Origin of the sequence: Tsuneonella rigui (assembly GCF_003958625.1) — a bacterium.
Lineage (GTDB): Bacteria > Pseudomonadota > Alphaproteobacteria > Sphingomonadales > Sphingomonadaceae > Tsuneonella > Tsuneonella rigui.
This window is the reverse complement of record NZ_RSEL01000005.1, coordinates 407,037-426,307: the sequence shown is the minus strand read 5'-3', so window position 1 is coordinate 426,307 and position 19,271 is coordinate 407,037. Positions and strand designations below refer to the sequence as shown.

Annotated in this window: 18 protein-coding genes and 1 pseudogene; 16 read left to right on the top strand and 3 right to left on the bottom strand. The window is 66.9% G+C overall.

Annotation, left to right across the window (positions count from 1 at the left end; genetic code table 11):
* Window positions 1-9: 9 nt before the first annotated feature.
* The 3 genes from era to lepB are packed head-to-tail and all read right to left on the bottom strand — an operon-like array spanning window position 10 to window position 2,404.
* On the bottom strand, window positions 10-915 hold the full coding sequence (gene era, locus ELY12_RS02815) for a GTPase Era (RefSeq protein ID WP_126175172.1): 906 nt from the start codon (window positions 913-915) through the stop codon (window positions 10-12).
* Window positions 912-1,583: a ribonuclease III gene (gene rnc, locus ELY12_RS02810; protein ID WP_241229695.1), complete on the bottom strand. Its 672-nt coding sequence runs from the start codon at window positions 1,581-1,583 to the stop codon at window positions 912-914. Before rnc ends, era begins: the two co-directional genes overlap by 4 nt.
* On the bottom strand, window positions 1,580-2,404 hold the full coding sequence (lepB, locus tag ELY12_RS02805) for a signal peptidase I (protein ID WP_126175170.1): 825 nt from the start codon (window positions 2,402-2,404) through the stop codon (window positions 1,580-1,582). Before lepB ends, rnc begins: the two co-directional genes overlap by 4 nt.
* Before the next feature lie 169 nt (window positions 2,405-2,573).
* Between lepB and pgi the strand changes: the two genes are divergently transcribed.
* From pgi to ELY12_RS02730, 16 genes and pseudogenes are all read left to right on the top strand, one after another.
* Window positions 2,574-4,109: a glucose-6-phosphate isomerase gene (gene pgi, locus ELY12_RS02800; protein ID WP_126175169.1), complete on the top strand. Its 1,536-nt coding sequence runs from the start codon at window positions 2,574-2,576 to the stop codon at window positions 4,107-4,109.
* Window positions 4,110-4,197: 88 nt separating this feature from the next.
* Window positions 4,198-6,117 carry a hybrid sensor histidine kinase/response regulator gene (locus ELY12_RS02795; RefSeq protein WP_126175168.1) on the top strand — a complete coding sequence of 640 codons (1,920 nt, stop codon included), beginning with the start codon at window positions 4,198-4,200 and terminating at the stop codon, window positions 6,115-6,117.
* Between the two features lie 223 nt (window positions 6,118-6,340).
* A complete protein-coding gene (locus ELY12_RS02790; RefSeq protein ID WP_126175167.1) occupies window positions 6,341-7,765 on the top strand; it encodes a DEAD/DEAH box helicase in 1,425 nt (474 codons plus the stop codon).
* 88 nt (window positions 7,766-7,853) lie between these two features.
* Window positions 7,854-8,549 (top strand): VV20781 family protein, encoded by a 696-nt coding sequence (locus tag ELY12_RS02785; protein ID WP_126175166.1) that lies wholly within the window; start codon window positions 7,854-7,856, stop codon window positions 8,547-8,549.
* A gap of 56 nt (window positions 8,550-8,605) precedes the next feature.
* Window positions 8,606-9,958: a glutathione-disulfide reductase gene (gor, locus tag ELY12_RS02780; protein WP_126175165.1), complete on the top strand. Its 1,353-nt coding sequence runs from the start codon at window positions 8,606-8,608 to the stop codon at window positions 9,956-9,958.
* A gap of 51 nt (window positions 9,959-10,009) precedes the next feature.
* Window positions 10,010-11,035, top strand: coding sequence for an NAD-dependent epimerase/dehydratase family protein (locus tag ELY12_RS02775; protein ID WP_126175164.1), 1,026 nt, complete (start codon window positions 10,010-10,012; stop codon window positions 11,033-11,035).
* A 180-nt stretch (window positions 11,036-11,215) separates the two neighbouring features.
* Window positions 11,216-12,743: pseudogene (locus ELY12_RS02770) on the top strand (acyl-CoA carboxylase subunit beta).
* A 9-nt stretch (window positions 12,744-12,752) separates the two neighbouring features.
* Window positions 12,753-13,025 carry a hypothetical protein gene (locus ELY12_RS02765; protein WP_126175163.1) on the top strand — a complete coding sequence of 91 codons (273 nt, stop codon included), beginning with the start codon at window positions 12,753-12,755 and terminating at the stop codon, window positions 13,023-13,025.
* Entirely contained in the window at window positions 13,022-13,465 is a 444-nt protein-coding gene (mce, locus tag ELY12_RS02760) for a methylmalonyl-CoA epimerase (RefSeq protein ID WP_126175162.1), read from the top strand. The genes ELY12_RS02765 and mce overlap by 4 nt, the downstream gene beginning before the upstream one ends.
* Before the next feature lie 267 nt (window positions 13,466-13,732).
* Complete coding sequence (locus tag ELY12_RS02755) at window positions 13,733-14,521, top strand: enoyl-CoA hydratase-related protein (protein ID WP_126175161.1); 789 nt, start codon at window positions 13,733-13,735, stop codon at window positions 14,519-14,521.
* A gap of 2 nt (window positions 14,522-14,523) precedes the next feature.
* On the top strand, window positions 14,524-15,135 hold the full coding sequence (locus ELY12_RS02750) for a glutathione S-transferase family protein (RefSeq protein ID WP_126175160.1): 612 nt from the start codon (window positions 14,524-14,526) through the stop codon (window positions 15,133-15,135).
* A gap of 173 nt (window positions 15,136-15,308) precedes the next feature.
* The gene (gene scpA, locus ELY12_RS02745) at window positions 15,309-17,456 is read left to right on the top strand and encodes a methylmalonyl-CoA mutase (protein ID WP_126175159.1); all 2,148 of its coding nucleotides are present in this window, start codon (window positions 15,309-15,311) and stop codon (window positions 17,454-17,456) included.
* Window positions 17,453-17,587: a hypothetical protein gene (locus ELY12_RS14545; RefSeq protein WP_277600233.1), complete on the top strand. Its 135-nt coding sequence runs from the start codon at window positions 17,453-17,455 to the stop codon at window positions 17,585-17,587. The genes scpA and ELY12_RS14545 overlap by 4 nt, the downstream gene beginning before the upstream one ends.
* On the top strand, window positions 17,584-18,045 hold the full coding sequence (locus tag ELY12_RS02740) for a DMT family transporter (protein ID WP_241229694.1): 462 nt from the start codon (window positions 17,584-17,586) through the stop codon (window positions 18,043-18,045). Before ELY12_RS14545 ends, ELY12_RS02740 begins: the two co-directional genes overlap by 4 nt.
* Window positions 18,042-18,407 carry a hypothetical protein gene (locus ELY12_RS02735; RefSeq protein WP_126175158.1) on the top strand — a complete coding sequence of 122 codons (366 nt, stop codon included), beginning with the start codon at window positions 18,042-18,044 and terminating at the stop codon, window positions 18,405-18,407. Before ELY12_RS02740 ends, ELY12_RS02735 begins: the two co-directional genes overlap by 4 nt.
* Window positions 18,404-19,270 carry an alpha/beta hydrolase gene (locus ELY12_RS02730; RefSeq protein ID WP_420907041.1) on the top strand — a complete coding sequence of 289 codons (867 nt, stop codon included), beginning with the start codon at window positions 18,404-18,406 and terminating at the stop codon, window positions 19,268-19,270. Before ELY12_RS02735 ends, ELY12_RS02730 begins: the two co-directional genes overlap by 4 nt.
* Window position 19,271: the final 1 nt, after the last annotated feature.

Sequence of the window (19,271 nt, the reverse complement as noted above, 5' to 3'; positions counted from 1 at the left end):
AGCATTGGCTCAGCGGCCGAAATCCAGCCCGATCTCCTCATAGATTTCGCGGTTTTCGGCCCAGTTCTCCTCCACCTTCACGTGGAGGAACAGGTGGACCTTGCGGCCTAGCAGGTCGCTCAGTTCCTTGCGCGCCGCCTCGCCGATCTGCTTGATCCGGCTGCCGCCCTTGCCGAGCACGATTGCGCGCTGGTTGTCGCGGCCGACGACGATCTGCTGGTGAATCTCGACGCTCCCGTCCTTGCGCTCGACGTACTGCTCGGGCCGCACGGCGCTGTCGTAGGGAAGCTCCTCGTGGAGCTGGCGGTAGAGCTGCTCGCGGGTGATTTCGGCCGCCATCAGACGTTCGCTGGCATCGGAGACCTGGTCCTCAGGGTAGATCCACTCGCCCGCCGGCATCATCGCTGCAAGCGCCGCTTTCATCTCCGGCACGCCGTCGCCGGTCTGGGCCGAGACGAAGAAGATTTCGGCAAAATCGGCCTTGGCGCCGAACTCCTGCGCCAGCGCGAGCAGGGGCTCCTTCTTCGCGATGTCGACCTTGTTGAGCACCAGGATCTTGCGCTCCGGACGGTGACCGAGCGCCTCGATCAGCGGGTCGAGCTCATGCCGCCGCTGCTTGATCGGATCGACCACCAGCAGCACCGCGTCGGCCGCCTGGGTGCCTTCCCACGCGGCGGTGACCATTGCGCGGTCGAGCCGGCGCTTGGGGCTGAAGATGCCGGGCGTATCGACCAGCACCATCTGCGTGTTGCCCTCAAGCGCAATGCCCATCAGGCGCGCGCGGGTGGTCTGCGCCTTGGCGGAAACGATCGCCACCTTCTGGCCGACCAGCGCGTTGACCAGCGTGGACTTGCCCGCATTGGGCGCGCCGATCACCGCGACGAAGCCGCAGCGGGTGGTGTCTGAGCCGGTCATGCGAACCTCTTCATGAATGCGTCCGCAGCGGCGGTTTCAGCCTGCTGCTTGCTCGCCGCGGTCGCCTCGACCTCGCCGACGTTGAGCACCTTTACCCGGACGGTGAAGCGCGCCGCGTGGTCGGGGCCCGAGCGGTCGACCAGCTCGTACTCGGGCGGCTTGCGGCGATTGCCCGCGGCCCACTCCTGCAGCGCGGACTTGGGATGTTTGGAGCGGCCGCGGCGCCCGTCGACCGCATCGCGCCACAAGTGGTGGACGAGGTCGCGGGTCGGGTCGAAGCCCGCTTCGAGATAGTTGGCGCCCAGCAGCGCTTCCATCACGTCGCCGAGCACGTTGTCGCTATCGTGCGCACCGTCGTCGCGCGCCTGCTTGCCGAGCCGGGCATGCGCGGGCACGCCAATCTCGCGCGCGATGCACGCGCAAGTGTCGCGGCTGACCAGCGCGTTGAGCCGCTGGGCAAGCTGGCCCTCCGCCGCGTCCGACCGGTCGAACAGCCAGTGCGAGATCGACAGGCCCAGCACCCGGTCGCCGAGCCATTCGAGCCGCTCGTAATTGACCGCCTCGCCGGTGCTGCCGTGCGTCAATGCGGCGTACCACACGCTCTCGTCGCGCACGGTGAAGCCGGTCGCGGTGAGCCACTCGCGCGTTTCGTTCGGCAGGGCGCTCAAATGCCCTCTCCAAAGCGATTCCAGCGCGCGGCGGTGAACCAGGACCATGGCTTGAGCCAACTGGCCGAGCCGTCGGTCGACCACACCATCGCGCTGGCTCGCGCGACCAGCAGCTCTTCGGGCACCAATCCCACGCCGCCCTCCGGTTTGGCGGGGAAGCGGCTATCCATCGAATTATCGCGGTTGTCGCCCATCACAAACACGGTGTCTTCGGGCACGATGATGGGGCCGAAGTTGTCCTGCAGCGTCGGTCCGAAATCGAGCGTGTCGTAGGATTTGCCCGAGGGCAGGGTCTCCCTGAATCGCAGGTAGTCGCAGGCGCGCTGGCCGGTGGCGGCTGCGTTTCTCGCGCCCCACGCGCAGCTGGTGTTGGGCGATACCGGGAGGATGAAATCGCCGACCTGCACTCGCTTCACCGGCACGCCGTTGAGCACCACCTGCCCGCCGCGCATGGCGACGCTGTCGCCCGGAAGGCCGATCACACGCTTGATGTAATCGACATGATCGACCGGGTGCTTGAACACCACCACGTCACCGCGCTCGGGCAGCGAGCCGAGGATGTGGCCGGGGATCAGCGGCAGGTCGAACGGCATCGACCATTTCGAATAGCCGTAGGGCCACTTGGCGGCGATGAAGTAATCGCCGTTCCACAGCCGCGGCAGCATCGACTCGCTGGGGATCGAGTAGAACGAGAAGAAGAACGCGCGGAACACGAACACCGCGAGCGCCAGCTTGACCACGAACCACGCGAAGCTGCCGAGCGTTTCCTTGTCCTCGGGCTCCGTCACGGCGGTCGCGGCGGGGGCGCTGTCAGCGGTCATCACCGCGCCTCGCTGTTGGACTTGTCACACTTGTCACACTGTCCTGGAGAGGAAGAACCGGGCGCGGCGACAAGGGGGAACGGGGCGCCGGGACGGACGGTTGGAGCGCTTGCAAACATCGCCGTAGTCCCTAGTCGGGAGCCCGCGTCGTAGGAAAGGGATTTTGCGAGTGGGCCAGCCTTGGGACAACGCGTGGGATCGCATCAAGGCGTGCGAGCGCCGCACGCTCACCGAACTGTTCGCTGCCGACGGTGACCGCGTCGGCAAGCTGTCCGCGCGGCTGGAGTGGGGCGATGAGGACGAGCCGATCGGCGCGCTGTTCGACTGGTCGAAGACGCACCTCGACGATGCGCTGCTCGATGCGTTCGAGGCGCTGGCGGAGGCGCGCGACTTCGCCGGCAAGCGGGCGGCGCTGCTCGCGGGCGAACGGGTCAACGTCACCGAGGACCGCGCCGCAGAGCACACCGCGCAGCGCGGCACCGGCGCCGATGCCTCGGTGGAAGAAGCCGATGCGCTGCACCAGCGGATGCACATCCTCGTCGACGCGATCCATCGCGGGACTTTCGGCGAGATCCGCCACCTGATCCACATCGGCATCGGCGGCTCGGCGCTGGGGCCAAAGCTGGCGATCGACGCATTGCGGCGCGAAGGTTCTCTGGTCGACGTGCACGTGGTGTCGAACATCGACGGCCTCGCGCTGGAGGACGCCTTCGAACGGTGCAACCCGGCCGAAACGCTGATCGCGGTGGCCAGCAAGACCTTCACCACCATCGAGACAATGACCAACGCGGCGAGCGCGCTCGACTGGCTCAAGCAGCACGGCATCGCCGATCCCTACGGACGGGTGGTCGCGCTGACCGCCAACCCCGACAAGGCGGTCGAGTGGGGTGTCGACGAGACGCGGGTGCTGCCGTTCCCGGAGACCGTCGGCGGCCGCTATTCGCTGTGGTCGAGCATCGGCTTTCCGATCGCGCTCGGCCTCGGCTGGCACGTGTTCGAAGACATGCTTCGCGGCGCGCGCGCGGTCGACGCGCATTTCGCGGGCACTGAGGGCCGCGCGAACCTGCCGCTGCGCGCGGCGTTCGCCGATCGCTATTACGCCAACGTTGGCGGGTGCCAGACGCGCGGGGTATTTGCCTACGATGAGCGGTTGAGGCTGTTTCCCGACTACCTTCAGCAGCTCGAGATGGAATCGAACGGCAAGCGGGTGACTGCCGACGGCGCTCCGGTTTCGGGCTCGACCGCGCCGATCACCTGGGGCGGGGTGGGGACGGACGCGCAGCACGCGGTGTTCCAGCTTCTGCACCAGGGCACGGTCGAAGCGCCGCTCGATTTCATCGCCAGCGTCACGTCGGGCGATACGCTCGATCCCGCGCATCACCGCATCCTGCTGATGAATTGCTTCGCGCAAGGCGCGGCGCTGATGGCGGGACAGAAGAGCGAGGACCCCGCACGCGCCTATCCCGGCGACCGGCCGAGCGCGACCATCCTCTGCGACGACATCAATGCCGCCACGCTCGGCGCGCTGATCGCGTTCCACGAGCACCGTACGTTTGCGAACGCGGTGCTGATGGGCATCAACCCCTTTGACCAGTTCGGGGTCGAACTCGGTAAGGCGATCGCCAACAAGATCGACGCGGGCGGAGCGCGGTTCGACGCGAGCACCGAGGCGCTGATCGCTGCGGCGGATTTGTCACAGTCGTAACCTTACCGATGGTTAGGTTCGGAACGCTTTGCGGCAGCACCCGTTAGGCGCGCACTAGCCAAAGGGGGGCTCATTCAGCATCGGACGCATGGCGGATTCGACGTTTAGTCAGAGCAAAGCGGACCTCCTCGTCCAGAGCGTTACCGATTACGCGATCTACATGCTCGATCCGCAGGGAATCGTGCGCAGCTGGAATCCGGGCGCCGAACGGCTGAAGGGCTACAGCGCCGACGAGATCATCGGTCAGCATTTCTCGCGCTTCTACACCGAAGAGGAACGCGCAGCCGGCGTGCCCGACCGTGCACTCGACAAGGCGCTCAACGAAGGACGCTACGAGGCCGAAGGCTGGCGCATGCGCAAGGACGGCAGCCGCTTCTGGGCCAACGTGGTGGTCGATCCGATCCGCGACGAGAACGGCGAGCACGTCGGCTTCGCCAAAATCACCCGCGACCTGACCGAACGACGCGAGGCGGAGCAAGCGCTGCGGCGGAGCGAAGAGCGCTTCCGCCTGCTGGTCCAGGGCGTCACCGACTACGCGATCTACATGCTCGATCCGCTGGGCTACGTGTCGAGCTGGAACGCGGGTGCGCAGCGCTTCAAGGGCTACACCGCCGAAGAGATCATCGGAAAGCACTTCTCCAACTTCTACCAGCCCGAAGACCGCGATGCGGGGGTCCCCGAACGCGCGCTCAAGACCGCCGAGACCGAAGGCCGGTTCGAGGCCGAAGGCTGGCGGATGCGCAAGGACGGCACGCGCTTCTGGGCGAGCGTGGTCATCGATCCGATCCGGGACGACGACGGTCATCTGCTCGGCTTTACCAAGATCACCCGCGACCTGACCGAGCGCAAGCATGCGCAGGACGCGCTCGAGCTGTCGCGCGAGCAGGTCTACCAGGCGCAGAAGATGGAAGCGATCGGTCAGCTCACCGGCGGGGTGGCGCACGATTTCAACAATATCCTCGCTGCCATTTCGGGCAGCATCGAGATCGCCCTGCGGCGGATCGACGCGGGCCAGGATCCGCGCCAGTTCCTGCAGAACGCGATGCACGGCGCCAAGCGGGGCGCGACGCTGACCCAGCGGCTGCTGTCGTTCGCGCGCAAGCAGGAACTGGAGCTGGCGCCGGTCGATCTGGTGGCGAGCATACGCGACACGGCGGGACTGCTGGAGCGGACGATCGGCCCCAACGTCTCACTCGAAACGCGTTTTCCGATGAGGCTCCCGCGGGTGCTGGCGGATCGCGCGCAGTTCGAGCTCGCGCTGATGAACCTGATCGTCAACGCGCGCGATGCGATGCCCGACGGCGGCTCGATCGTGCTCGCGATCGATTGCCCGCCCACCGCGCCGGGTGACGGCCGCTTCGTCCGCCTCAAGGTGATCGACGAGGGCGAGGGGATGGACGACGAAACCCTGTCGCGCGCGATCGAGCCGTTCTTCACCACCAAGGGCATCGGCAAGGGCACCGGACTTGGCCTGTCAATGGTGCAGGGAATGGCCGAGCAATGCGGCGGGCGCTTCGTCATCAGCAGCGAGCCCGGCAGGGGCACCACCGCGGAAATCTGGCTTCAGGTCGCGGAGGAGGAGCAGCAGGAGGACGAGCAACAGCTGGCCGCACCCGCGAACGACGTCACGCCGAGGCCAGCGGCCCCGTCATTGCGCGTGCTGGCGGTGGACGACGACGCGATCGTCTTGCTCAACACGGTGACCATGCTCGAAGACCTCGGGCACGCGGTGACCGAGCGTCATTCGGGCGCCGAGGCATTGGCGGCGTTGGAGGGCGAGGAATTCGACCTGCTGCTGTCAGACTACGCGATGCCGGGCATGAACGGCGGCGAACTGGTGCGCCGCGCACGCGAAATCCAGCCCTCTATCAACGCCGCGATCGTGTCGGGCTATGCCGATCTGCCCGAGGGCACCGCGCTCGATGTGCCCCGGCTTGCCAAGCCCTTCACGGAGGATGATCTGGCGCAGCTCATCGCGCGCCTGACCGCGCAGCGCGCTGCTGCCTGATCGGTGCAGCATTGACATTTCGCACCTGCACAATTATGTGAGCGCGCATCGAGACGCCTACGCAGCGTGAACAGGCGATCAAAAATCGCCCCGGCCGCGTCTCGGTCCATTTTACCTGACAGCCCATTTCACGCGGGTCGTTGACGAGGGTCTTCGGAGCCTCACCACCCCGCTGCACGCCCGGACTCCGTCCGCGCGTTGCCGCATGGCATTGAGATTTACTATGTCTTTTGAAAACCTTGGGCTGTCGCAGCCCGTGCTCCAGGCGCTGGAGCAGAAGAACTACACCGTCGCCACCCCGATCCAGACGCAGGCGATCCCGCTGGTGCTGGCGGGCCGCGACCTCCTCGGTATCGCCCAGACCGGCACCGGCAAGACCGCCGCGTTCATGCTCCCGAGCATCGATCGTCTGCGTGAGGCTGACCGGCAGACGCCGTTCAAGTCCGCGCGCATGCTGGTGCTGGCGCCGACGCGCGAGCTCGCCGGCCAGATCGCCAAGAGCGCCGAGGATTACGGCGGTTTCACCGGCCTCAAGGTCGACGTCGTCGTCGGCGGCACCTCGGTGGGCCGCGACCGCAACAAACTGCACCGCGGCACCGACATCCTCGTCGCCACGCCCGGCCGCCTGCTCGACCTCGTCGACCAGAAGGCGTTCCGTTTGGACGGCATCGAAATCCTCGTCCTCGACGAGGCGGACCAGATGCTCGACCTCGGCTTCATCCACGCGCTGCGCAAGCTCGTCGCGCTGATGCCGAAGGAGCGCCAGACGCTGCTGTTCAGCGCCACCATGCCGGGCTCGATCAAGGATCTGTCGAAGCAGTACCTGACCAATCCCGCGCACGTCTCGGTCGCCCCCGCTGCAACCACGGCAGAGCGGGTCGAGCAGTTCGTCACCCTGGTCAGCCAGTCGGAAAAGCAGGCCCTGCTCGAGCTGATGCTCAAGCAGCGCTACCCGCAGACCGAGGGCATGGACCGCGTGCTTATTTTCACCCGCACCAAGCACGGCGCGGACCGCGTGGTGAAGAAACTGGCGCAGGCGAGCATCCAGTCCGACGCGATCCACGGCAACAAGAGCCAGCCGCAGCGTGAGCGGGCGCTGGCGAACTTCAAGTCGGGCCGGGTCAAGATCCTGGTCGCGACCGACATCGCCGCGCGCGGGATCGACATCCCGGGCGTCAGCCACGTGATCAACTTCGAGCTGCCCAACGTCGCCGAGCAGTACGTCCACCGCATCGGCCGCACCGCGCGTGCCGGGGCGGACGGCATCGCGCTGACGCTGTGCGCCGAGGACGAGCGCGCTTACCTGCGCGACATCCAGAAGCTGACCGGCGTCACCTGCACGCGCCTGCCGCTGCCCGACAACTTCCGCGCCTTCATCGAAGACGCGCCGATCGTTCGGCCCAAGGGCAACCCCGGTCAGGTGCAAAACGCGCCGCGCCAGAAAGTGCAGCCCAAGCCGATCGGCGACCGCCGCAACGACCGCGGCCCGCGCCAGGACCAGCGCCAGGGCGAGCGGACTGGCGAGCGCCAGGGTGACCGGGCCGGCAAGCCTGCCGGCGGTGGCCAGAACCGGCGCCGTCGCTTCGGCAAGGGCCCGGGCGGCGGCGGCAACGGCGGCGGCAATTTCCAGCGCCGCTCGCGCGGCTAAAGCACAAGCGCGCCGCCCGGCCGCGCCAGCTTGCGTTCAGGTGCGCTGCTCATTTTTCCCGTTCGGGATCAATGAGGGAGATCACCGAATGAGGGCTGGAATCGGTCTGGCGGCGTGCCTTGCGCTGGCCGGATGCACGCAGGCGCAAATCCGCATGCCGGAGGCGTTGACCGGGATGACCTGGTTCAATGAATTCACCGGCATCGGCGGCGCGCCGTCGGGCACGTTCGAAGTGGGCCCCTACAGCGGCCACTTCGCGCGCGGGCTTGAGCGCGCCGCGTTCACCGACGGGTCGATCGAACGCTCGGGCGCCAGCCGTTTCACGATCGCCGGGCCGGAGATCAGCTCCACCATCGAAGCGGACTGCGGCATGCGCGAGCACGCGCTCGACCTTGGCCTTGCCGAGGTGACGACCCGTCCGCTTGCCTATCGCTGCGCCTTCACCGCCGAGGGCCGCGCGATCCCCGCACGATTCGAGCTGCAGGAAGTCGTCGGCGGCGGCACCGCAATCACCCGCTACGAACGCGCGGGCGAAATCGCGCTCGGGGGCGAGACCATCCGGTTCCACTCGCTCCACCATATCGCCGGCACCTCGCTGCCCAGCCTGACCCCGATCGGTTACACGTTCGAGCGCAACGGGCAGACGATCGGCGCCTTGTCGCTGACCGGCCGCCCCGCGCTGACTGGCGACCCCGATCTCGATCCCGGCACCATCCGCACCATGACCATCGCCGCGGTCGCGCTGGCCACCTTCTGGGACCCGGCGATCCACGATCTCGAGTGAGGTTGGCAACGCGCCAGCCGCCCGCCATATGCGCCCTCGCTGACAGGAGGCACATGATGGCGGACGATACCTACGACTACGATCTGTTCGTCATCGGCGCGGGCTCGGGCGGGGTGCGCGCGAGCCGCATCGCGGCGGGGTACGGCGCACGGGTCGCGGTCGCCGAGGAGCACCGGGTCGGCGGCACCTGCGTGATCCGCGGCTGCGTGCCCAAGAAGATGCTCGTCTACGGTGCGCACTTCGCCGAGGACCTCGAGGACGCGAAGAACTTCGGCTGGACCATCGACAACCCGAAGTTCGACTGGTCGGTGCTGCGCGACAACGTGCTGAAGGACGTCGACCGGTTGAACGGCGCCTACACCGACACACTGAAGAACAACGAGGTCGAGATCATCCTCGACCGCGCGGTGCTGACCGGCCCGCATGAGATCACGCTCGGCAGCGGCAAGGTCGTCACCGCCAAGCACATCCTCATCGCCACCGGCGCGCGGCCGCATGTGCCGCAATGCCCGGGGAACGAACTGGGCATCACCAGCAATGAGGCGTTCCACCTCGAAGCCCTGCCGCCGCGCATCCTGATCGCCGGCGGCGGCTACATCGCCAACGAGTTCGCCGGCATCTTCAACGAATTCGGCAGCAAGGTGACGATCATCAACCGCTCAGACCAGCTGCTGCGCGGCTACGACGAGAGCCTGCGGGACCGGCTGCTGCAGATCAGCGTGATGAAGGGCATCGACTTCCGCTTCAACGCCGAATTCAAGGCGATCGAGCAGACCGAGGACGGCTGCCTCAAGGTCTCGATGACCAATCACGAGGACCTGGTGGTCGATTGCGTGCTGTTCGCCACCGGTCGCGTGCCGAACACCGAGGGGCTGGGACTGGACAAGGCGGGCGTCGAGCTCGGCCAGCACGGCGAGATCGTGGTCGACCGGTTCAGCAAGACCAGCGTCGATCACATCTATGCCGTGGGCGACGTCACCGGCCGCGTGCAGCTCACTCCGGTCGCGATCCGCGAGGGGCAGGCGTTCGCCGACACCCTGTTCGGCGGCAAGCCGACCGCGGTCGACCATTCGTGCATCCCGAGCGCGGTATTCAGTCACCCGCCCCTCGCCGGCGTCGGCATGACCGAGGGTCAGGCGCGAAACAAGTTCGGCAGCATCAAGGTCTACGAAAGCGACTTCCGGCCGATGAAGAACGTCCTCGCCGGCCGCAACGAACGGTCCTTGTACAAGATGGTGTGCGCGGAAGGATCGGGGAAGATCCTCGGCATTCATATGATTGGGCCGGAGAGCGCTGAGATCATGCAGGCCGCCGCGGTGGCGGTTAAGGCGGGGCTGACCAAGGAACAGTTCGACCAGACCGTCGCCATCCACCCGACGATGGCCGAGGAGCTGGTGCTGCTGCGCTGATTGCCCGCGCCGCCCATTGCGCGTAGCCTGCGCGCGAGGGGAGACAGGCATATGGCAGGGACCGTTCTCGTCACCGGCGGCACCGGATACATCGCCGGCGAAGTCATCGACCAGTTGCTGGACAAAGGCTGGTGTGTGCGCACCACCGTCCGCAGCAAGGCCAAGAGCGAGGCGCGGCTGCGCGGGCGCTGGCCGGGCGCGGGCGACCAGCTCTACGTGTTCGAAGCTGACCTGATGAGCGATGCTGGGTGGGACCTCGCCAACGAGGGCTGCACCCACGTCGCACACGTCGCCTCGCCGTTCCCGGTCGGCGTGCCGCGCGACGAGAACGAGCTGATCGTCCCGGCGCGCGAGGGCACCTTGCGCGCGCTGCGGTTCGCGCAGGCGGCCGGCGTGCAGCATTTCGTGCAGACGAGCAGCTCGGCCGCGATCGCCTATGGCCATCCAGCCTCCAAGACCGCGTTCGACGAAGCCGACTGGACCAACCTCAGCGCGCCCGAGGTGCAGCCTTACGTCAAGTCCAAGACCATCGCCGAGCGCGCCGCGCGCGACTGGGTCGCCGAGAACGCGCCCGAGATGGCGTTCTGCAGCGTCAACCCCGTCGCGGTGCTGGGGCCGGTGGTAAACGACGACCTATCCGCGTCGATCGAATTCGTCCGCCGCTTTCTGACCGGCGAGATTCCCGCGATCCCGCGTGTCGGATTCACCGTGGTCGACGTGCGCGATGTCGCCAGTCTCCACGTGCTCGCGCTCGAGGCGCCCGCCGACAAAATCCGAGACGAGCGCTTCGCCTGCGCGGCAGAGTTCATGTGGATGGAGGACATCGCACAGGTCCTGCGCCAGCACATGGGCGAAGACGCGCGCAAGGTGCCGAGCCGCCGAATGCCGACGCTCGTGCTCAAGCTGACGGCGCTGTTCAGTCGCGACATCCGCCAGATCGCGGGCGAGGTCGGCAAGCGCAAGGTCGTCTCGGGCCAGCACGCAAAGGACCTGCTGGGCTGGACCACGCTGCCGGTCGAGCAGACGGTCCTCGACACCGCGCGCAGCCTGATCGCGCAGGGGGTGGTGAGGCTTTAAGTCCTCTGGGAGAGGGGTCGCGAGCGTCAGCTCGCGCCGCGGCCCCCTCTCAACTCCGACTAGCGAGCGAGCTCGCAAGTCTCCGTATCTCTCCCTCGAGGGGAGAGAGCTGGGCTCGCCCCGCTTGACGGTTTCGTTACACCCGGCCTACCGCTCGCGCTCCATTCCCCGGGAGAGCGCATGTCCGCCAATATCGCCGAGCTCGAACGCCGCCGCGCCGCTGCGCGCCAGGGTGGGGGCGAGAAGCGCATCGCCACCCAGCATGCCAAGGGAAAGCTGACCGCGCGTGAGCGACTCGATGTGCTGCTCGACCAGGGCAGCTTCGAGGAGCTCGACATGTACGTCGAGCACGACTGCGTCGACTTCGGCATGCAGGAACAGAAGTTTCCTGGCGACGGCGTGGTCACCGGATCGGGCACGATCAACGGCCGGTTGGTGTTCGTGTTCAGCCAGGATTTCACCGTGTTCGGCGGCTCGCTCTCCAAGCGCCACGCGGAGAAGATCTGCAAGGTGATGGACATGGCGATGAAGGTCGGCGCGCCGGTCATCGGCCTCAACGACAGCGGCGGCGCACGCATCCAGGAAGGGGTCGCCAGCCTCGGCGGCTATGCCGAGGTGTTCCAGCGCAACGTGCTGGCGAGCGGCGTGGTGCCGCAGATCAGCCTGATCATGGGCCCGTGCGCGGGCGGAGCGGTCTATTCGCCGGCGATGACCGACTTCATCTTCATGGTGAAGGACAGCTCCTACATGTTCGTCACCGGTCCCGACGTGGTGAAGACGGTGACCAACGAGGTCGTGACCCAGGAGGAGCTCGGCGGCGCGATCACTCACACCACCAAGACCTCGGTCGCCGATCTCGCCTACGAGAACGACATCGAGGCGCTGCTCGCGACCCGCGCGTTCTTCGATTACCTGCCGCTTTCGAACCGCGAGCCGGTGCCCGAGCGCCCGACCGCCGACCCGTGGGACCGCGTCGAGGACAGCCTCGACACGCTGATCCCGGCGAACGCCAACCAGCCCTAACGATATGCACGAAGTGATCCGAAAGGTGCTCGACGAGGGCGACTTCTTCGAGATCCAGCCGGCCCACGCGGGCAACATCCTCACCGGGTTCGGCCGGGTCGAAGGGCGCACGGTGGGCGTGGTCGCCAACCAGCCGATGGTGCTCGCGGGCGTGCTCGACATCAACTCGAGCAAGAAGGCCGCGCGTTTCGTCCGCTTCTGCGATGCGTTCGAGATCCCGATCCTCACCTTCGTGGATGTGCCCGGCTTCCTCCCGGGCACGGCGCAGGAAATGGGCGGAATCATCAAGCACGGCGCCAAGCTGCTGTTCGCCTATGCCGAGGCGACCGTGCCCAAGATCACCGTGATCACCCGCAAAGCGTATGGCGGGGCCTACGACGTCATGGCGTCCAAGCACCTGCGCGGCGACCTCAACTACGCCTGGCCCACCGCCGAGATCGCCGTGATGGGCGCCAAGGGCGCGGTCGAGATCATCTTCCGCGGCCTCCCGGCCGAGCAGCAGGCGGAGAAGACCCGCGAATACGAAGAACGCTTCGCCAACCCGTTCGTCGCGGCGCAGCGGGGGTACATCGACGAGGTGATCTATCCGCACTCGACCCGGCGGCGGATCGCGCTGGGGCTGAGGAAGCTACGCGGGAAGGTGCTTGAGAACCCGTGGAAGAAGCATGACAATATTCCGCTGTGAAGACCTGCAATGAGGGACGCAACTGAACTTCGCACAGCCTTATTGAAAGCTATGCGCCGTCCGGATTCTGATTACGGCGGAAACGTCCTTCCGGCGGCTCGAATCTACTCGTCGCTTTCCTCATCTGAAGAGGTTCGGGCGTTCGAGAGTGCCGTGTCGCAGCTTTTGGAGGATGAACTAGCCGAGGTTCGATCATGGATGGTCAATGTCTGCATTGGCTTTATCGTTTTTCGTGAAGCGATCGACTGGCCTAAAATTGCTGATGAAGGAGCAGCAAGATGAAACTCGGCCGTCTCAATCATATCGGCGTCGCGACGCCTTCGATCGCGGATAGCGTGGGCTATTACCGCGAGGTGATGGGCGCGACGCAGATCACCGAGCCGTTCGACATGCCCGAGCAGGGGGTGAAGGTCTGCTTCGTCGATACGCCGACGGATTCCGGCATCAACGGCACGCAGATCGAGCTGATCGAGCCGCTGGGCGAGGGCTCGACTATCCGCGGGTTCCTCGAGAAGAACCCGCTCGGGGGTCAGCACCACCTCTGCTACGAGGTGCCTGATATCGACGAGGCGCGTAGCTGGTTCGAGGGGCTCGGCAAGCGCATCCTCGGCCCCACCCGCATCGGCGCGCACGGGACACCGATCTTTTTCCTCCATCCCAAGGACATGATGGGCCAGCTCACCGAGATCATGGAGACGCCGCGGGGTGGGGCCGCGAACTAACCTCTCGTCGGCCCGGACCTGATCCGAGCCAGTGCTTTTCTGCGAGCGCGGCGCTGGAAGGAAGCACCACCCCGGATCAAGTCCGGGGTGACGGTTGTGTGGTGTTTTAGGCGCTTCCGCGTCGCCCCAGCGAAGGCTGGGGCCTCGTGCGGCGTGGCGCTACCCAGCACGAGACCCCAGCCTGCGCTGGGGTGACGATGAGGCTTGTGTCGGTCCTAATCCCACGCCACACCGGTTGCGAAGCGAAACGCAAACGGGAGAGCGCGCGTGGCCGATTACGAAATCATCCTGACCGAACGCTTGGGCGGCGTCCTCAAGATCACGCTCAATCGGCCCGAGCGCCTCAACGCCGCCTCCATCGAGCTGGCCGAGGACCTGACGCACGCGTTCTACGACCTCGGCGATGCGCGCGCGGTGCTGATTACCGGCGCGGGGAAAGGGTTCTGCTCGGGCGCCGATCTCGCCGCGCGGGGCGGGGGTGACGAGCGGCGCGCAAAGGGCGGCAGCCACTTTGCGCTGCAGAACTACTACAACCCGCTGCTCAACCAGATCCTGCGCTGTCCGGTGCCGGTAGTGACCGCGGTCAACGGTCCGGCCGCCGGCGTGGGCTGCTCGATCGCGCTGGCGGGCGATTTCGTGCTTGCCGGCCAGAGCGCCTATTTCCTGCAAGCGTTCGTCAACATCGGGCTGGTGCCGGACGGCGGCTCGACCTGGCTGCTCGCCCGCGCCATCGGCCGCGCGCGCGCCACGCGGATGATGATGCTGGGCGAGAAGATCGGTGCGCAACAGGCCGAGGACTGGGGCCTGATCTACAAGGCGGTCGACGATGCCGCGCTGATGGACGAGGCGACCGCGCTCGCCACGCAGCTCTCCGAAGGGCCGACGCTCGCCTACCGCACGATGAAGGCCAACATCCAGACCGCGCTCGACGGCACGCTGCCGCAGGTGTTCCTCGCCGAAGCGGAAGGCCAGCGCGTCGCCGGCGGCAGCGAAGATGCCATGGAAGGCGGCATGGCCTTCCTCCAGAAGCGCAAAGCCGCGTTCAAGGGGCGCTGAGGATGCTGTTCTACGATAGTCCGAACCCCGCGCCCAATCCGCGCAGGGTGCGCATCTTCGCCGCCGAGAAAGGCATTTCGCTGCCCTCGAAGGAAGTCTCGATCCCCGCGCGCGAGCACAAGGCGCCCGAGTTCCTCGCGATCAACCCGCGCGGGCAGACCCCGGCGCTCGAGCTCGACGACGGCACGGTGATCGCCGAGAGCGTCGCGATCTGCCGGTTCCTCGAGGCGCTGCACCCCGATCCGCCGATGTTCGGTCGCACACCGACCGAGATCGGGCGGGTTGAGATGTGGAACCGGCGGGTCGAGATGATCGCGATGAACCCGGTCGGGCAGGTGTGGGTCCACACCCACCGCTTCACCGCTGCGCTGCCGGGCCGGAATGCCGAGTGGGGCGAAAGCAACCGGCCGCGGGTGGCCGATGCCTTCGCGTTTTTCGACCGCAGCCTCGAGAATTCGGAATTCCTGGCGGGTGACCGCTACTCGATGGCCGACATCCTGCTGCTTACGACGGTGGACTTCGCGACCTTCGTCGGCTGCGGGCCGGGGCCGGAGAATGCGGCGCTGCTGCGTTGGCACGAAGCTGTCAGCGCGCGGCCGAGTGCTGCGGCTTAAAACGCAATCCCCTCGTCGGCCCGGACTTGATCCGGGCCTCGTGCTTATTCTTCGCCGCCGCGAGAAGAACAGCACCACCCCCGGATCAAGTCCGGGGTGACGATGTGGGGGGGAAGGGGGCGGTCAGCGGGTCGCTCTTCCGCTGGCATGACGAGTGTGCTTAGGGGACTCGCATGACCGAGAAGCCGACCCGCGCCGACTGGCAAACGCTTGCCGACAAGGAAGTGAAGGGCAAGGACCTCGCCTGGCACACGCCGGAAGGGTTCGCGATCCAGCCGCTCTACACCGCTGACGACGCGCCGGCCGACCCGGGCCTCCCCGGCTTCGCGCCGTTCACCCGCGGGGTGAAGGCGAGCATGTACGCCGGGCGCCCGTGGACCATCCGCCAATACGCCGGCTTCTCGACCGCTGAAGAGTCCAACGCCTTCTACCGCCGCAATCTGGCGATGGGGCAAAAGGGCCTGTCGGTCGCCTTCGACCTCGCCACCCACCGCGGCTACGACAGCGATCACCCGCGCGTGGTCGGCGATGTCGGCAAGGCGGGCGTGGCGATCGATACCGTCAAGGACATGGAAATCCTGTTCGACGGCATCCCGCTCGATCAGATGTCGGTCTCGATGACCATGAATGGCGCGGTGATCCCGGTGCTGGCGTTCTTCATCGTCGCGGCGGAGCGGCAGGGCGTCTGCCAGGAGAAGCTCGACGGGACCATCCAGAACGACATCCTCAAAGAGTTCATGGTCCGCAACACCTACATCTATCCGCCCGAGCCGAGCATGCGGATCGTCTCCGACATCATCGCATATACCTCGACCAACATGCCGAAATTCAACAGCATTTCGATCTCGGGCTATCACATGCACGAGGCCGGCGCGACCGCAGTGCAGGAGCTCGCTTTCACCATTGCCGACGGCAAGGAATACGCCACCCGCGCGATGGCGGCGGGGCTCGACATCGACGCCTTCGCCGGCCGGCTGTCTTTCTTCTTCGGCATCGGGATGAACTTCTTCATGGAGGTCGCCAAGCTGCGCGCCGCGCGCACGCTGTGGTACCGGGTGATGGACGGCCTCGGGGCGAAGAGCGAGCGCTCGAAGATGCTGCGCACCCACTGCCAGACCAGCGGCGTCAGCCTGCAGGAGCAGGACCCCTACAACAATGTCATCCGCACCACGGTGGAGGCGATGGCCGCGGTGCTGGGCGGTACGCAGAGCCTGCACACCAACGCGCTCGACGAAGCGATCGCGCTGCCGACCGATTTCTCCGCCCGCATCGCCCGCAACACCCAGCTCGTGCTGCAGGAAGAGAGCGGGATCACCAACGTCGTCGATCCGCTCGGCGGGTCATACTACATCGAAGCTTTGACCGCCAAGCTGGTGGAAGAAGCGGAGAAATTGATCGCCGAGGCCGATGCGGCGGGCGGCATGACCGCTTACGTTGCGACCGGTAAGCCCAAGGCGGCGATCGAGGAAGCAGCGGCCGCCAAGCAAGCGAGCATCGACCGCGGCGAGACCGTGATCGTCGGGGTCAACAAGTACCGCAAGGCGGAGGAAGAGCACCTCGACACGCTCGAGGTCGACAACCACGCCGTGCGCGAGGCGCAGATCGCGCGGCTTAAGACGGTGCGTGCGGGGCGCGACGAGGCGGCATGCCAGGCCGCGCTGGCCGAACTCACTAAGGGAGCGACGACCGGCGGTAATCTCCTCGCTCTCGCCGTCGAAGCAGCACGCCACGACGCAACGCTGGGCGAAATCTCTGCCGCGATGGAAGAGGCATTCGGCCGCTACGGCACCAACCCGACGCCGGTGACCGGCATCTACTCCGCCGCCTACGAAGGCGACAGCCGCTACGCGCAGGTGGTCGACGGCGTGCAGGCCGTTGCCCGCCGCCTAGGCCGCGCGCCCAAGGTGATGGTCGCCAAGATGGGCCAAGACGGCCACGACCGCGGCGCCAACGTGATCGCGTCCGCCTTCGCCGACATGGGCTTCGACATCGTCAGCGGCCCGCTGTTCCAGACCCCGAGCGAAACCCGCGACATGGCGCTGGCTGAGAACGTCGACGCGATCGGCGCCAGCAGCCTCGCCGCCGGTCACAAGACGCTGATCCCCGAACTGATCCAGCTTCTCAAGGAAGCGGGCCGGACTGACATCAAGGTCGTCGCCGGCGGTGTGATCCCGCCGCAGGACTACGATTTCCTGCGCGAGGCAGGGGTGCAGGGCATCTACGGCCCCGGCTCGAACGTAGTTGAGTGCGCAGCGGACCTGCTCCGCCTGCTCGGCCACAACATGCCGCCCGTGGGCAGCGAATTGGAAGCGGCCGAGTGAAGCCGGATTGCCGCCACTGCGGGCATCCCCTTGGCACGCACCACGCGGGCGCGCACGACGAGCGGCTGTGCGCGGTGAAGGGCTGTGACTGCTACGGCTACGCGCCGTTGCTGAAGGACGCGACCAAGTGAGCGCCGCGCCGTCCAACGCCTTTCTCCCGATCGCGGCGATGATGTTCGCAGCGGGTATCGGAATTCCGATCTTCGCGGCGTTCAATTCTGGGCTCAGCAAGCAGCTCGGCGGGCCCTTCGCAGCCACCGCGGTGACCTTCGGAGTCGGGCTGATCATCGCCCTCGCTCTGGTCGCGCTCACCGGCGCGCCTCAGCGCTCGGCCTTCACCTTCGAGACGCCGTACATCTGGTTCGGCGCGGTGTTCATGCTGTTCTACGCCACCTCGGTCGCCTACGCGGCGCCGCGGATAGGGCTGGGCAACGCGATCTTCTTCGTCCTGCTCGGCCAGATCGTGGCGGCGGCAGCGATCGACCACTTCGGCTGGCTCGGCGCGATCCAGAGTGCGTTGACGCCGAAACGCATGCTCGGCATCGCGGTGATGGCGGTCGGGCTCTACCTGGCGCGCAAGCCGGCATGAGTACGCAGCCGCCCGCAGAGCACAAGGTGCCGGTCGATTTCCGCGCCAAGGTCTCGCCCGAGGCGCTCGAATACGATTTCTACAAGTGGACCGGGATGGTCAGCCTGGTGATCCTCGGCGGCCTGCTGACGATCGCTGCGTCGCCTGCGGTCGATCACCTGCCGCACTGGCCGCTGGTCGCCGCGAGCGTGCTTACCGCGGTTGGTGCGACGGTCAGCTTCGCCGCGCAATCGGAGATCATCCGCCTCGCGACCGGCGATCGAACCGTCCGCCGCTGGACCGGCTTCGGCCAGCGCGTGCTCGGCGCGCTGTTCGTGGTCGGGATGGTGCTGTTCGTCGCGATCATCTGGATGGCGCTGTGAGCTTGCGCACGCTCCTCCTCGCCTGCGCGGCGCTTGCCTCGTCCGCGGCGGCAGAGCCGGCTCCGCAGCCGATCACGCTGGGCGAGAGCTACACCGTCCCCTCCCAGGTCATGAGCACCGAGCGGACGATCAACGTCTACCTCCCCGCCGACTACGCGAAGGACACGAAGAGCTACCCGGTGCTCTACCTGATCGACGGCGGGGTGGATCAGGACTTCGTCCACGTCGTGGGCGCCAGCGTGATCGGCGCGGCGTCGGGCCGGCAGCAGGACGCGATCATCGTCGGCATCGCAACAAAGGACCGGCGCGACGAGCTGACCAGGCCGACCGCCGACCCCGCGCTGCTCGCCAAGTACCCGACCGCCGGCCACTCCGAGCGCTTCCGCCGCTTCATCCGCGACGAGGTCAAGCCGCTGATCGCCGCGCGCTATCGCACCAACGGCACCGATGGGGTGATCGGCGAATCGCTCGCGGGGCTGTTCATCGCCGAGACCTGGCTGCGCGAGCCCGACCTGTTCGGCAGCTACGCCGCGATCAGCCCGAGCCTGTGGTGGGACAACGCCGCGCTTTCCGCCGCCGCTTCTGCGTTGGCGGGCAAGGCACAGGACGGCCACCGCCTGATGATCGCCACAGCGGAAGAAGGCGCCGAGGAGGCCGGGTTCGATGCCAGCTTCCTTACCGCGCTCGGCCCGCGCCGCGAGGTGTGTGCGGTGCCGCACCCCGAATACACCCACGCGACGATCTACCACGCTGTCGTGCCGGCGGCGCTCCAGTTCCTCTTCCCCACGCCCGAGAAGCTCGACCCGCAGTACGGCTTCACCACCGGCTGCCCGGAGCCGGCGGCGCCCGGCGAAGGTGGCTGAG